The organism is Piscibacillus salipiscarius (assembly GCF_042685285.1).
GTDB lineage: Bacteria > Bacillota > Bacilli > Bacillales > Alkalibacillaceae > Piscibacillus > Piscibacillus salipiscarius.
Genome location: NZ_JBHUMZ010000020.1, coordinates 1 through 16,024, shown reverse-complemented (window position 1 = coordinate 16,024; position 16,024 = coordinate 1). Strand labels below are relative to the sequence as shown.

Annotated in this window: 12 protein-coding genes; 7 read left to right on the top strand and 5 right to left on the bottom strand. The window is 39.1% G+C overall.

The genetic code is table 11. The annotated features are described in order from the left end of the window. Positions 1-136: 136 nt before the first annotated feature. Complete coding sequence (locus ACFSW4_RS08545) at positions 137-1,828, bottom strand: peptide ABC transporter substrate-binding protein (RefSeq protein ID WP_377328688.1); 1,692 nt, start codon at positions 1,826-1,828, stop codon at positions 137-139. A gap of 248 nt (positions 1,829-2,076) precedes the next feature. On the opposite strand from ACFSW4_RS08545, the gene ACFSW4_RS08540 reads away from it, so the two are divergent. Next, positions 2,077-4,674, top strand: coding sequence for a thermonuclease family protein (locus tag ACFSW4_RS08540; RefSeq protein ID WP_054754749.1), 2,598 nt, complete (start codon positions 2,077-2,079; stop codon positions 4,672-4,674). A 135-nt stretch (positions 4,675-4,809) separates the two neighbouring features. After that, a complete protein-coding gene (locus ACFSW4_RS08535) occupies positions 4,810-5,244 on the top strand; it encodes a ferritin-like domain-containing protein (protein WP_377328686.1) in 435 nt (144 codons plus the stop codon). 47 nt (positions 5,245-5,291) lie between these two features. Here the strand turns inward: ACFSW4_RS08535 and typA are convergent, their stop codons facing one another. From typA to ACFSW4_RS08520, 3 genes are all read right to left on the bottom strand, one after another. Further along, entirely contained in the window at positions 5,292-7,124 is a 1,833-nt protein-coding gene (typA, locus tag ACFSW4_RS08530; RefSeq protein ID WP_054754748.1) for a translational GTPase TypA, read from the bottom strand. Positions 7,125-7,320: 196 nt separating this feature from the next. After that, positions 7,321-7,761, bottom strand: coding sequence for a hypothetical protein (locus ACFSW4_RS08525; protein WP_377328684.1), 441 nt, complete (start codon positions 7,759-7,761; stop codon positions 7,321-7,323). An 11-nt stretch (positions 7,762-7,772) separates the two neighbouring features. Next, positions 7,773-8,066, bottom strand: a complete 294-nt coding sequence (locus ACFSW4_RS08520; protein ID WP_054754747.1) for a HesB/YadR/YfhF family protein — start codon at positions 8,064-8,066, stop codon at positions 7,773-7,775. A 131-nt stretch (positions 8,067-8,197) separates the two neighbouring features. On the opposite strand from ACFSW4_RS08520, the gene rarD reads away from it, so the two are divergent. After that, positions 8,198-9,103 (top strand): EamA family transporter RarD, encoded by a 906-nt coding sequence (rarD, locus tag ACFSW4_RS08515; protein ID WP_054754746.1) that lies wholly within the window; start codon positions 8,198-8,200, stop codon positions 9,101-9,103. Positions 9,104-9,399: 296 nt separating this feature from the next. Continuing rightward, complete coding sequence (megL, locus tag ACFSW4_RS08510) at positions 9,400-10,605, top strand: methionine gamma-lyase (RefSeq protein ID WP_377328682.1); 1,206 nt, start codon at positions 9,400-9,402, stop codon at positions 10,603-10,605. A 36-nt stretch (positions 10,606-10,641) separates the two neighbouring features. Here megL and ACFSW4_RS08505 read toward each other — a convergent pair whose 3' ends face one another. Further along, a complete protein-coding gene (locus tag ACFSW4_RS08505; protein ID WP_054754745.1) occupies positions 10,642-11,079 on the bottom strand; it encodes a DUF6376 family protein in 438 nt (145 codons plus the stop codon). Positions 11,080-11,267: 188 nt separating this feature from the next. Here ACFSW4_RS08505 and ACFSW4_RS08500 point away from each other — a divergent pair, with 188 nt between their 5' ends. The 3 genes from ACFSW4_RS08500 (at position 11,268) to kynB (ending at position 15,902) form a co-directional block, all read left to right on the top strand. Next, the gene (locus ACFSW4_RS08500) at positions 11,268-13,727 is read left to right on the top strand and encodes a sensor domain-containing protein (RefSeq protein WP_377328680.1); all 2,460 of its coding nucleotides are present in this window, start codon (positions 11,268-11,270) and stop codon (positions 13,725-13,727) included. Positions 13,728-14,003: 276 nt separating this feature from the next. Next, positions 14,004-15,278: a kynureninase gene (kynU, locus tag ACFSW4_RS08495; protein ID WP_054754742.1), complete on the top strand. Its 1,275-nt coding sequence runs from the start codon at positions 14,004-14,006 to the stop codon at positions 15,276-15,278. Positions 15,279-15,290: 12 nt separating this feature from the next. Beyond that, entirely contained in the window at positions 15,291-15,902 is a 612-nt protein-coding gene (gene kynB / locus ACFSW4_RS08490; protein ID WP_377328678.1) for an arylformamidase, read from the top strand. Positions 15,903-16,024: the final 122 nt, after the last annotated feature.

Genomic DNA, 16,024 nt, shown 5'->3' with positions numbered 1-16,024 from the left:
AAAAGTCATGTCATGTAATCTTTTGGAGTTAACTCTTGTTGTTTGAATAGTTAATAAATTCTCTTTTTTAACGAGAGAAGGTATATAGAATGTTTCCTATATACCTTTTCTCATTTAATTTTGTGTGTTGTGAATATTACTCAGCTGATTCAATTGAACCGTATTTTAAGTTGATGCTACCCATCGCACTTGGTTTAACATCTTTAACGTAATCTTTCTTAGTGTATACGTTTGTGTAGAAGTAAATTGGTGCTAATGGTAATTCATCCATAAAGATTTGTTCAGCTTCTTTTAATACTGATTTACGCTCTTCTGGATCAGTAATTGTTCTAGACTCTTCTAGTAAAGAAGCATATTCTTCACTTTCCCAGTTAGTGTAGTTGTTTCCACCTTTAGATTGGAAAATTTCTAAGAAGTTAATTGCATCGTTAAAGTCAGCTAACCAACCCATACGACCAACTTGGAAGTTACCATTACCCATAGTGTCTAAGTATACTTGCCATTCTTCGTTAGCAAGTTCTACATCTACACCAAGGTTTTGTCTCCACATATCTTGAATTGCTTGAGCAATTGCAGCGTGTGCTTCACTAGTGTTATAAGAAATTGTTACTTTTGGTAACTCACTTAAACCTTCTTCTTCAAGTCCTTCTTCTAATAACTGTTTAGCTTTTTCAACGTTATTATCTTCGAAGTAACCCTCTTCGTTTTCTTCCCAAATTGTTGGTGGTACTAATGCCATTGCTGGAAGCTGTCCACCTTTAGTAATGTTCTCAACAATTGCTTGACGGTTAATCGCTAGAGCAAATGCACGGCGAATTTTAGCATTGTTGAAAGGCTCTTTCTCAACATTAAATGCATAATAGTAAACACCAGCTAGTGGTGAAATGTTTAACTTGTCCTCTTGCTTAAGTTGATCCATAGCTGCTAATGGTACTGAGTCAAATGGAGAACCTACCCAGTCTAACTCACCATTTTTAAACATATTTAATGCAGTGTTTTCGTTCTCAACCATGAACATGTTAACTGTTTCTAGAGATACATTTTCAGCATCCCAGTAGTCAGGATTTTTCTTAAGTACAATTTTATCTTTGTGAGTCCAAGAATCTAATAAGAATGGACCGTTTGTTACATATTGCTCACCTGCATCTGTATACCACTCGTCATTACCTTCAACAGCATTTTTGTTAACAGGATAATAAGTGTGGAATGCAGTTAGCTTTTCGAAATAAGGAGTAGGTTGTTCTAGTTCTACAACTAACGTCTTATCATCTTTAGCAGTAATTCCTACTTCATCTAAAGAAGCTTCTCCAGATTTTGCAGCTTCTGCGTTTTTAATTGGATAAAGCTGATAAGCATAATCCGTTTCAGCATTGTCAGGGTTTAATACCCATTTCCAAGCAAACTCAAAGTCTTGAGCTGTTACAGGGTCACCATTCGACCATGTAGCACCTTCACGAATTGTGAACGTGTAAGTTTTTTGGTCATCTGACACTTGAATGTCTTCTGCCATAGCTTCTTCTGCTTCACCTTGAGGATTAATACGAGTTAACCCTTCAAATACCTGGTCTAATACTGAGCTTGATGTCGTATCAGAAGCTAGTCCAGGGTGTAACGATGGAGGCTCTTCTTTAATGTTAACGTTAAGAACCTGCTCAGACTTAGAAGCAGTTTCTTCGCCCTCGCCTTCACCTTCACTTTGGTTACTTTCTGTTTCACCTTCACTATTGTTATTAGTATCTTCTTCACTATCGCCACCAGAACAAGCAGCTAGTACAAGTACTAGAGAAGCGATTAAAGAAAATAACAAGAATTTACTGAAATTTCTCATGTTACTTTTTACCCCCTAATTTTTTAAAAATTTATGCAACTTTCGCTGCAGTAAAAAGCCTGTACTCTCTATTATACACATTTTTGTCATAAGTTGAAGATGTTTTGTAAGATTTTTTGATTTTTTTATACTATTTTCACATATCACCCTATTGAATTATTTCTATATTAATTTCTACAATTAGTGAGATTTTTATTCGAAGACAAGTTATAATTAAACTGAAATTTATTACAGGAGGGGGAAACTTAGTGAAGAAGTTCTTTACTGTTGTTTTGTTCGCACTTTTTACGGTAACTTTTTCAACAAGTAGTTTTGCAGACACTCATCATGATTTGATCATCTCAGAATATATTGAAGGTGGCGGTTATAATAAAGCCATTGAAATCTATAATGGGACAAGTGAGACGGTCGATATGTCTTCTTATTCTATTGTAACTTTCACAAATGGTGCTTCGTTTGAACCTGGTGATGGTTATGCTAATGAGTTAAATCTAGCTGGCACACTTGAACCCGGTGAAACCTTTGTAATGGCTCACAGTGATGCTGATCAACCATTATTAGATCAAGCAAATCTTACCGGAAACTCTTTCGCTTATAATTTTAATGGCGATGATGCAATCATTCTTTTTAAAAACTATAATGCCGATACTCGTAACGGAGACATCATTGATTCACTTGGAAAAGTCGGTGAAGACCCTGGAGATTATTGGGGAGACAACCTAACCAAAACTCAAGATAAAACATTAGTAAGAGACATTTCTATTACAGCTGGCGACACCAATGCATCAGATGACTTTGATCCATCTACTGATTGGATTGCATTCCCAAAAGATACATTTGACTATATTGGTAGTCATGAAGAAGTCACACCTCCAGATAATGACCCCAAAGAGGAATACCATCGTACAGTCGACCGAATTGTTGACGGCGATACAATCCATGTCAATGAACCAGTTTTAGGAGAAACGACGATCCGCTTCTTAAATATGGACACCCCAGAAACCTACCATCAAGATGATTATGACCCAGAATTAATTTTAGAAGACCCGAACCATTCTCAAAAATATCATGGTGAACAGGCCAAGGAGTATTTAAGTGAACTATTGCAGCCTGGTGATGAAGTCATCATCAAAGTTGGAGAGGAGCCTCTTGATACGTATGGCCGTGTGTTAGCTGAGGTCGTTCGCAAAGAGGACAACCTAAATACAAACCTCAAATTAGTACAAGAAGGTTATGCTTCTACTTATTTTATTTGGCCTGTTGGACCTGAGGAAACTTACCAACAGTACCAGGATGCTGTTAAGGCCGCTAAAGAACAAAATAAAGGGATCTGGTCTGAAGACACACCATTAATGGAATTACCATTTATCTTCCGTGCTCGCTACGATAATAGTCCGTTACATCGTTACGTAGCTAACTCAGAAACTGGTCTTTATTACATGCCAGACGATTGGGCGGAAGTGCCGGTGCATGCTCGAATTTTCTTTGGAGATGAATTAACAGCTTTAAATGAAGGATATGAGCCTGCTTTCGAACGCGAGCCAATTATCGCTGACGCTAGATCAGCTGAATTAGGAACTAGCGTCACAGTTGAAGGCACAATTACTCATAAAGTAGTTAGTGGCGGCCTTACAAACTATTATATTCAAGACCATACGGCTGGAATCATCGTGCGTACGAGTGATTTAGAAGCAAATGTCGGTGATAAAATTGCCGCTTCTGGTGTGACGGATGAGTATTACGGTATGCTCCAAATCGTTGATGCTAATGTACAGGTGATCGAAGAAGATGTGTCAAACATTGAACCAACACTAGTATCATCTAGTGACCTTGGCGAGTCCATCGAAGCTCAGCTAGTAACTATGGAAGATGTTGAAATACTATCCGTCAACCAATATAACGATTATACTGCACGTGATGCAGACGGTGAATTTGTCATCGATAATGATGCTGGCTTTTTAGAAGTTGGTAAAACTTACGATGAAATCGTTGGTGTCATTGATTATAACTTCAGTGAATTCAAGTTAATGCCTAGAAGTGAAGAAGATGTAACGGAGGAGTTACCTGTTCAATCAATTCAATCGGCACGTGATGCCGAACTCGATACTCGCGTTCATATCGAAGGTGTAATCACTGCCGCATTCTATGCTGGTGGCATGTACAATTACTACGTTCAGGATGACACCGCTGGAATCGTCGTTCGTGCTGAAGATTTCGGAGCACAAGTTGGTGACAAAATCAGTGCTAAAGCACGAACCGAGGAATACTTTGGCCTGCTTCAAATTCTCCCAAGTGAAGATCATGTATCTATTATCGAAAAAGGTGTTGGTGAACCTGAACCGATAGTGATTACTTCAAGTGAAGTTGGCGAAGCTTATGAAGGCCAGCTTGTCACGGTTAAAGATTTTTATGTTGAGGGTGATGATGGTTATCATAACTATCAAGCCTACGACGCTAACGGACACTTTGTCATTGATTCAGATACAGATTTAGTCAGAGCGAATGAGTATTATCAGTCCGTTACCGGCGTTTTAACTTATAACTATGACGAATATAAGGTCATGCCACGTCATGCTGATGATGTCGTCGAAGCTCAACTTCTTGATTATTCAGCGGCTAATTTAGTAGAAATCGCAAACCAACATGGGAATGAATTTTTACTAAACCAACTAGAAGCTGAGCTTAAAGAGACCGTCGAGACAAACGGTAATACTGAACAGCATATTCAATCTGTGATGCATTCGGTAGAAAAAGCCTTAGTCAAATATCAGAATAACGGTAAAGATGCACACCTTAAGAATATCGAGCACGAACTTAATAAATTATTTGAACGCAAAGCATCATAAATTGTAAAGCCTCCCGGTCACTGGGAGGCTTTTTTTGGTCCTTTGATCATCTTTTGGGACAGTACAGTCATGTTTATTCCTGCAAGAACAGGGAAAACCATATATAGAACTCCAAACGAAAGGTGGATGTTTTTTATGGATCAAAAAATGCAAGAATTAATTGATGGATTAAATGAAGATTTAAGAAACGAGTACACAGCCTCAATCATGTATACGAATAATGCGGCTGTCGTCTCAGGTTTATATCGCGCTACATTAAAACCTTTTTTCGAAAGCGAAATTGCTGATGAACAAGGGCATGCGTTGTACTTAGCCGAAAAAATAAAGTCACTCGGTGGCACACCAACCGTTGAGCCTGCACCTGTACCTCAAGAAACGGATGTTAAGAAAATGCTTGAAGCTGCTCGAGACGCTGAAAAAGCAACGATTGATCGTTATGAAGAGCGTAAGAAACAATCTGACGAACTCGGTTTAACCGAACTGTCTGTTAAATTAGATGATATGATAGCCGATGAAACCGGTCATATGGAAGAGATTGACCGTTTACTTATGGATCCACATTTTCAATAATGCATTAAAATAATCCGCTGACACTAAGTTCAGCGGATTTTTTCACATTAACTATTTAATTTAGATTTTTTCTGAGCACGCTCACGTTCACCTTTGTTTAAGATTTTCTTACGTAAACGGATTGATTCTGGAGTTACTTCGCAATACTCATCGTCATCCAGATATTCTATCGCTTCTTCAAGCGTTAATTTACGTGTGGATTTAATGGTTTGTGTGTTATCTTTTGTTGCTGAACGCACGTTAGTTAGAGCCTTTTCTTTCGTGATGTTAACTGTTAAGTCGTTTTCACGGTTGTGCTCCCCAACAATCATACCTTCATATACTTCTGTATTTGGTTCAACAAAAATGACGCCACGATCTTCAAGAGCAAGGATGCTGTAGTTTGTCGCTTTACCTTTTTCTTGAGATACTAATACACCTTGGCGACGGCCACCTACTCGGCCCCCAACGACTGGCTCATAAGAATCAAATGTGTGGTTAATGATCCCGAACCCACGTGTTTGTGTCATAAATTCTGTCGTATAACCAATTAAACCTCTTGAAGGTATTTTAAATTCTAAGCGGACTTGACCATTTCCTTGGTTCACCATATCAATCATTTCACCTTTTCGCTCACCAAGTGATTCCATCACCGCACCTTGGTGCTCTTCAGGTACGTCCACTTGAACGCGTTCCATAGGCTCACATTTCACACCGTCCATTTCTTTTATAATGACCTGTGGCTTAGAAATTTGTAATTCAAAACCTTCACGGCGCATGTTTTCTATTAAAATCGATAAGTGAAGCTCACCACGACCAGATACAATCCAAGCATCTGGTGATTCAGTTTTCTCAACGCGAAGACTTACGTCCGTTTCAAGTTGAGTGAGTAGACGTTCTTCAATCTGACGAGCCGTTACGAATTTACCTTCACGACCAGCAAATGGACTGTTATTCGTCACAAACTTCATCTGTAATGTCGGCTCATCAATACGCGGAATTGGTAGTGCATCAGGATTTTCAACATCACAAACCGTCTCACCAACGTTGATGTCTTCCATTCCCGCTACTGCTACAATGTCACCCGCTTCAGCTTCTTGAATTTCAACACGTTTTAATCCGATGAAACCGAACAGTTTCGTTACACGGTACTTTTTCATGCTGCCGTCTTTTTTCATTAACGCGACCTGCTCGCCGACTTTCATGCGACCACGATATATACGTCCAACACCGATACGACCGACATAATCGTTGTAATCAAGCATCGTGATTTGGAACTGAAGTGGCCCTTCCACATCACGCTTAGGTTTTGGCACGTAATCTAAAATAACTTTAAATACCGGATCCATCGTTTCTTGCTGTTCCTCAGGCTCTTCACCAGACGTTCCGTTTAAAGCTGATGCATATACAACAGGGAATTCAAGTTGATCATCGTCTGCACCAAGCTCAATGAAAAGGTCTAATACTTCATCGACCACTTCTTCAGGCCTAGCATTCGGACGGTCAATTTTGTTTAAAACGACTACCGGCTTTAAGCCATCTTCTAGTGCCTTTTTAAGCACGAAACGAGTCTGAGGCATACAGCCCTCATAAGCATCAACGACTAGCAGAACACCGTCTACCATTTTCATAATCCGTTCAACTTCACCGCCGAAATCTGCGTGTCCTGGTGTGTCTAAAATGTTAATGCGAGTATCGTTATAATTAATCGCCGTATTTTTAGCTAAAATCGTAATACCGCGTTCTTTCTCTAAATCATTCGAGTCCATCGCACGTTCATCTACATGTTCATTCTCACGAAACGTTCCTGAGTAATGTAACATTTGGTCAACCAAGGTTGTTTTCCCGTGGTCAACGTGGGCAATAATCGCTATGTTGCGAATGTCTTTGTTCTCTTGCATTAAAAATTCTCCTATTCTTTTCACATAAACTTATTCAACCTTTATATTATAACAAAAACTGCCCAAAATACCTAATTTAATCTAATTTCCTTAAACTTTTTGCTTTTACAAGAACGATTAAAGACAGTAAACAGAACGCTATGACGGCACACATCATATGACAAAACAAAATCCCACCCATAAGTAATGAGTGAGATTACGTCATGTCATCTAATATTGGATAAACATCTTCCACGCCTTTTTCGGCAATTCGGCATGCAATACCTAGTGGCGTCTCCCAGAACGAGTCAGGAATAATCGGATTCCTCCAGCCAGCTGCCTGAAATAGCGAATGATAAACGCGGTTCAAATGCATCTCAGTCTTTTGCCTGTCTCGCTCTTTCTCACCGCGAGCCATTAAGAATAAATAACGCATGGACTGAAAAATATTATCCCCTGGCATAAATGTAAATTCTTTAAAAAACTTAAGTTGCTTTTCGGAGCGGTCAGATAAAGCATTATTAATCGCAAGGTCATCCAACCGTTCATAAAGCTGACGATTTAACATCTTAAAAACTCGACGCTTCTCATCTTGCATGACCTCGTCTGTATAAATTGTCTTTAGAAAGTCAAACGCTTCTTCTCGTGTCCAAGACATATTTCTTCCCCCTATGACTCTAACGGTTCGTTCGAAAACGCAAGCTCCCCGTTCTTAACCCCAACATATAAATCTTGGTCCTTAAAGAACCACTCATCCTTTTCATCCACTTGGAATAAAATATTATTCTTCTCTGTTTCAACGCCAGCGACATCAGCACGCCCTGGTTCAATTCCAACTGAGAAGCCATCCTGAAAGTCACTCGTCCCACCGTATTTCGGGAAAAAGCGAATCACATCTCCTTCATTTAGGTCCATTTCGTTAACAAACCAATCCACTGCTTCGTCTGATACATGTATATTCAATGGCGTCTCCTCCTTTATTACCTCTCATTTCAGTGTATCTAAAACAAATGTAAACAACAACTTTAAGCATGTTCATTGCAAAATTTTCTATACTATAATAAAATTCAAAAATCATTATAACTAGAAAGAAGATGTTAGGATTGTCAAATGAACGTTTAGGAATTTTATATGCATCTGGTGCTTATTTGCTGTGGGGATTTTTACCGCTGTATTGGAAGCTAGTCGACCATGTCCCTGCATGGGAAATTCTAGCTCATCGAATTATTTGGTCCTTTGTATTTATGATTCTATTAATAGTCACAATTCGCCGCTGGCACTTATTTTTAGAAGAATGTAAACAAATTATGTTTAATAAGAAAAAGCTCTTCGGAATCACAGCCGCAGGATTGATCATCAGTTTGAACTGGGTTATCTTTATATGGGCTGTTAACTCAGACCGCGTGCTTGATGCAAGCTTAGGTTATTACATAAACCCGTTAATAAGTATTTTCTTTGGCTTTATATTTCTTAAAGAACGATTTACTAAAATCCAGTGGACAGCGATTGCTCTAGTATTTATTGGTGTCTTTTATATGACTTATAATTTCGGTTCTGTTCCTTGGGCTGCTTTAGGCATGGCCGTTACGTTTGCTTTATACGGATTACTTAAGAAGACGGTCGACCTTAATGCTATATTCGGTCTTGCGATTGAAACATTAATAGTAACGCCAGTAGCATTAGTTTATGTGTTCTTATTAGAATCAAACGGCACAGGTGCGATGGGCTTTTCATTTGAAGGATTAATCTTAATAGGTACCGGACTTGCAACTGCTCTACCACTATTGTTGTTCGGCCAAGGTGCAAAGCGCATTCCATTATCATTAGTTGGATTTCTGCAATACTTCGCACCAACGATTATGTTGTTATTAGGTGTCTTTTTATTCGGTGAGTCCTTTACGCAAGTACACGCTATTACCTTTACCCTTATATGGCTTGGGTTAATCTTATACTCCTATGAGAGATTTTTGCATATAAGAAAAATGAAGACTGTAGGTTAAGTAACTAGCAATTTCCGCTTTTGGAAATTGCTTTTTTATGCATACGAACAAACTCATTCCGAATACAAACAATTCCACTTCAAATACGAACAAATCGGTTCCGGATACGAACAGATCCTCATGAAATACAAACACTTGCCAGCGAAATACGTACAAAATCACTTCAGATACGGACAATCGGAGACAACCTAGCTAATGCTCATATTTTTAATAGCAAATTTAACGAAAGCGCTTTCAAATTTTATGTTACAATAATACATATAAACTAACAGACTTTGCTTAAGGGGGATGAAAACATGAAGGAAAGACGTTTTGAAACAGAAGCCGTACATGTCGGTTACGATTCTAAAGATCATTTAGGGAGTTTATCAACGCCAATCTATCAAACATCAACATTTACGTTTGATTCGGCTGAACAAGGTGAGCGCCGTTTTGCTGGTGAGGAAGAAGGTTATATCTATAGCCGTTTAGGGAATCCAACCGTAACAGCGCTGCAAGAACGAATTGCGAGACTTGAAAATGGTGAAGCTGGTTTGGCATTCGCAACTGGCATGGCAGCTGTATCGGCGACCCTTATTAAATTAACTAAGGCGAACGAACACATCTTGTGCTCACAAGGACTTTACGGTTGTACGTTTGGTTTACTTTCAATCTTGGATGAAAAATATAATATTAAATCAGATTATATCTCCATGGAAACAGAGGATCAGATTCGTGAACATATTTTACCGGAAACAAGCGTCATCTATGTCGAAACACCCATTAATCCAACGATGAAAGTCATTGACCTAGAAATGGTGGCGCGAGTTGCGAAAGAGTACGAGATTCCAGTCGTAGTAGACAATACTTTCTCAAGCCCGTACTTACAGCGTCCTATTGACCTTGGCTGTGATATTGTCATTCATAGTGCCACGAAGTATATTGGGGGACACGGTGATGTTGTAGCAGGTCTTGTTGTAGGAAAAGAAGATTTCATCTCTGATATGGCTATGACAACACAAAAAGATATCGGCGGGCAAATGTCGCCATTTGATGCGTGGTTACTTTTACGTGGTATTAAAACGTTATCACTTCGTATGGAGCGCCACTCACAAACAGCTGAAACAATTGTTGAACGCTTAAAAGCTCATCAAAATGTTGAACGCGTTTATTATCCATTTGATCCAGATAACCCTGACTATCATATTGCGAAAAAACAAATGCGTTTAGGTGCAGGTGTTATTGCCTTTGAAGTGAAAGGTGGTAAAAAAGAAGCTCAAGAATTTTTAAACCATCTGTCATTCTTAAAAATTGCTGTAAGCTTAGGCGATGCCGAGACCATCATCCAGCATCCAGCGACAATGACTCACGCTGTTGTCCCAGAAGAGAGCCGAGAAAAGATGGGTATATCTAACACCCTCATTCGAATGTCATGCGGTCTTGAAGCTTGGGAAGACATTTGGGCTGACTTAGAACAAAGCTTAGATAAAATTAAAACTGCTGAAGCCAATGTATTAGATTAAATAACTAAGGAGGAGCCTTTTAAAGGCCCCTCCTTTTTAGTTCATCACTTGATCAATTTGTTCTTTATAAGCTTTTAGTTCAGCTAAAGTCTTAGCAATTTCTAGGTTTTCAAATGCACTAGCATCAAACTGCCCTTGGTTCATTTGGCGTTTCGCCTCTTCCGTAGCTTCTAACACTTGATTATTTTTAGCTTCAATTTCATCATGGATTCCGCTAGCCACACTTGGAGGCTCAATTTCATTAAATTCCTTAATTTCTGCTTCAACTTCATCTATTAAAACTTTAATGTCTTTAATATCTTGCTCTGTTAATTGTTCTTTGTTCATATAATTTGAAACATCATCTTGGTAACCTGCCATCGTGCTAATGTAGTCTTTTGTTTTTTTACCATAATCAACTGTTTGATTGACCTCATCTATGACACCACAACCTGTTATTAGTAGAAAACTAATAGCAATGGTTAATAACCTCATGTTATTTCATCTCCTTAATGATTTTTTACTATTATATGCTTGTCTTACCCTACTATTCTTTTATTATATCTTACTTCTATTATATTCGAAACTTTCTGATAGATAATAGGAAGTATTAGCGTAGTATGCTATACTAGGTATAAGTATAATTGGCTAGAATTGGATGACTGAAAGATGAGGTTAGGATCATGGCTGGAACAGAATGGAGCGGACATAAGGCTCTTCAACTTAACCAACAGAATCAGACTCAAAAAGATTTATACAACCGGTTTCCAGATGGAATTGTGACGGTTGATCATAAAGGAATCATGATTGACATGAATCAGGCACTGTTAGACATGCTTTCTTATGAATACCGTGATCTTCATTTAAAACCGTTTAACCCGTTTATTGCAGACGGCTTCCAAAGCGAAACGGTTAACTATTTTAATCGTGTCATATCTGGAAAATCCGTTAAGCATTTTACAAAAGTTATACATAAACATGGTTTTGAAATTCCAGTCAGGCTGACAAGTATCCCAATTTTTGAAAATGAAAAAGTTATCGGTCTGTACGCGCTCGTTCATGATTTAACTGACACTGAGCGTGATTTAAGTGAACTTTCACATATAAAAGAAAAATTGATATCTGCTCAAGCGACTGCAGATATGGGGACCTGGGAGGTCGACCTTAATACGAATACGATCCATTGGTCTGACCAACTATATGAAATCTATGAACGACCTGAATGGAAAGATGAATCAATCGATCTCAATAAAATTTTCTCTATGACACATTCGGATGACTATACTCAATTTAAAGAAACCTTCGAACAGGCGATGGAACACGGGACCAGCTACGAGATGGATTACCGCATTAAAACTCAGAGTGGTATTCGTACGCTTCATGTAAGAGGTGACAGTATATTAAATGATAACGGAGATCCCGTTCGTTTAATTGGAATTATCCAAGATGTGACCAAACTGCGTGGTTTAGAAAAAGATCTTTCCATAAATCGCGAGCGCCTGCAGAAAATCTACGACTCTCTCGATATGATTGTTTGCTCGTTTAATTTGGATAATAGAAGGCTTGAGTATGTGTCTAAAGGAATCGAACGAATGATTGATGTGACAGTCGAACAAGTCTATCAGGATGATTTTAACTGGTTAAGATATATTCACCCTGAGGATTTAACGAGTTTTTCGCGTAACCGAAGACAAATTCTAAGAGGTGAAAAGGTTAAGCATGAGTATCGGATCTTATCGAAAGCAGGGCAAGTGAAATGGGTTGAAGAACAAGCGATCCCTATTTTTGATCATAATGGGAAAATCACTCAAATCGACGGTGTGTTAGTTGATTTCACAGAGCGAAAGCTTCACGAACAGGAAGTTGAATTTATTGCAAATCATGATCAAATTACCGGACTTAAAAACCGGAGAAATTTTGAAACTTACATTAATAACATCATGAACCAACGTAAGAAACAGCCTTTTTGGATTATCTATTTAGATTTAGACAACTTTAAATCAATTAATGAATCTCTTGGATACGACATTGGCGATAAGGTTCTTACCCTGACTGCCACAAGAATGGACCATGTTATTCAGGACCGCGGAATCTGCGCACGGTTAAGTGGTGATGAGTTTGTCATTATGGTCAACCGTTTAAAAGATGATGAATCGATCGAGGACATAGCACAGCGCCTCAAAGACTCACTTGAACGCAAAATGTTAATTGACGAGTATCAGATTCAGGTCACTTCTAGTATCGGCGTTAGCCAGTTTCCGAATCACGGTCATACGTTAAACGACCTAATCAATAACGCTGATCGAGCCGTTCATTACGTTAAAACGATTGGTAAAAATTCTTGGCAAATGTTTGAAGAAGATGTTGAGAAGCAAACGTTTAACGATTATGAACTTGAGCAAGATTTGAATTTCGCTTTTGAAAATAATGAACTTGAGCTTTATTTACAGCCGATTTATTGTAACGAATTAAAACAAGTGGCACTTGCTGAAGCTTTAATTCGTTGGAAACATCCTAAGCATGGGTATGTTCCGCCTAATGTGTTTATCCCAATTGCTGAGAAGTCAGGGCTGATTCATCGAATTGACCACTTTGTGCTGCGTAAAACTTGTGAAACGATTAGACGTTGGAGAGACGATATAGGTCTAAATATCTCAATTACTAATAACCTATCGCCTAAGCGTTTTTTAAGACAGTCATTCAAAGACTACGTTTTATCAACGTTAGAACATTACCAAGTCGACGCATCGAACATTATTTTCGAAATTACAGAAACGGCATTAATACATGATCATGAACTGGTTAATAACACCATTAATGACTTTAGAAACATAGGGTTCCGCTTTGCGTTAGATGACTTTGGCACTGGCTATTCATCTATTGCTCATTTAAGCCTGTTTAACATTGATTTACTCAAAATCGACCGTCAATTTATTCAAAATATCGATCAAAATGTGAAGAACCAGGCGATATTAAGAGGAATCTCTCACTTCACTAACGAGCTTAACATTCCAATGATTGCAGAAGGAATCGAGTCTAAAGAGGAACTTAAATTTCTTCAGACGCTTGATTGCGATTATTATCAAGGCTTTTATTTTCGCAAACCATGTTCCATTGTACAATTCGAGGAGCAGTATGGGTAGAGACACGTCTCTACCCTTTTTTTGTGTCTTGGTAAGTCGTCCTCCCCAGCCTGACGAACGTTCTAAAGATGATATGTAGAATGATACGAACAATTAAATCCATTTTACGAACAAATTTATCGCCTATACGAACAGTTCCCTTAATTACACGGACAAACTTTCTTGAAATACGAACAGTTCATACAAACATACGAACAAAACTAACCCTAATGCGAACACATCTATTCTCATCACTTGAACTCTTTTTATGGTATATTGATATTAGGAGGGATTTGGATGTTTAAACCGACTGAAGAGTTTGCACGTGAATTGGATCAACAGGATTCGCTTCGTGGTTACAAAGATGAATTTTACATAAAAGATAATCAAATTTATATGGACGGGAATTCGCTTGGGCTATTGTCAAAGCGTTCGGAACAACGTCTTTTAGAAGTGCTTGATTCTTGGAAAAATTACGGGATTGATGGTTGGACGAAAGGCGACCATCCTTGGTTTTTCCTTTCTGAAAACCTTGGAAGCAAAATGGCAACTTTAGTGGGTGGTAATCCTGAGGAAGTCGTAGTTACAGGTTCGACGACAACGAACCTCCACCAGCTAGTTGCGACTTTTTTCAAACCTGAGGGATCACGCACAAAGATTTTAGCAGATGAGCTGAACTTCCCTTCAGATATTTATGCTTTAAAAAGTCAACTTAAGCTTCGCGGATTAGATCCTGATGAGCATTTAATTCGCGTTAAAAGCCGTGATGGCAGGACGCTAAATGAGGATGATATTATCGAAGCGATGACGGACGAAGTCGCCCTAGTCATTCTACCCACTGTCCTTTATCGCAGCGGTCAGCTACTCGATATTAAGCGTGTAACCGAGGCAGCACATGACCGTGGTATTTTAATCGGCTGGGATGGTTGCCATTCGGTAGGCGCCATTCCACATAATTTCCACGAACATGGAGTCGATTTTGCTTACTGGTGCCACTATAAATATGTTAACAACGGACCAGGCGGTGTTGCAGGGCTGTTTGTACATGAAAAACATTTTGGAGCTGAACCGGGGCTTGCGGGGTGGTTTGGATCAGACAAAACGAAACAATTTGATATGGAGCATGATTTTACACCTGCGGATTCAGCTGGAGCTTTCCAGATTGGAACTCCCCACGTTCTAAGTGTTGCGCCTTTAATCGGTTCGCTTGAGCTTTTTGAAGAAGTTGGCATTGAGGCTATTCGCGAAAAATCGCTCAAAGCTACTGAATATTTAATGACTCTCGTAAAAGAACATTTATCAGACTATGATTTTACGATTGGAAACCCGACAGATGACAAGCATCGCGGCGGGCATGTATGCCTCGAGCACCAAGAAGCTGCGAGTATTTGTAAGGCACTCAAAGCAAATGGCGTCGTACCTGACTTCCGCGCGCCAAATGTTATTCGCCTTGCCCCCGTTGCCTTTTACGTTTCCTATTACGATGTGTACAAAACCGTGATGATTTTAAAAGACATCATGGACAATCAACGATATAAGCAATATAAAAATGAACGTGATGTCATTGCTTAAGGAGTGTGCGATATGATTTATGATATTTCAAGATTATTAAATGCGAACACACCGACTTGGCCGGGTGATACGCCCTTTTCCTATAACCTCACTTGGTCCCAGGAGGAAACAGGTTCAGTCAACGTTGGTCAAATCACAACGAGCTGCCATACCGCAACTCACGTCGATGCCCCTTTCCATTTTAAAGATAGTGGCATGACGATTGAGCAGCTTCCCCTTGAGCTATTCGTCGGTGATGCACTTGTTGTTGATGTCACAACTAAAGGTGAAATTACTCCTAAAGATTTTGACGGACTCGATTTAAGTGAAGTTCGCAGGGTTTTACTTAAAACTGAAACGTGGACAGATGATGTCTTCCCAGAAAAAATTCCAATCATTCATCCTGACCTCGGACCTTTTTTCTTAAAACATGGCATAGAACTTCTCGGTGTGGATTTACCGTCAGTCGATCCGTTAGACAGTAAAACGCTAGATACGCATCACTCACTACTTCAAAACGGAGTGCATATTTTAGAAGGATTAACATTAACCGATGTCAAGCCGGGTATGTACAGGCTCACTGCCCTTCCATTAAAAATAGAAGGTGCTGATGGTAGCCCCGTCCGAGCCATTTTAGAAGGATAAAGTTGACCCCCGCCTTTTGAACTGACCCAGGGAAATGAGACAAGAAAAAACACCTATGCTGCCACGGTCCTGTATTCTACAGGGCTGTGGCAATTTAATTTCGAAAATGGTCGTATATAATT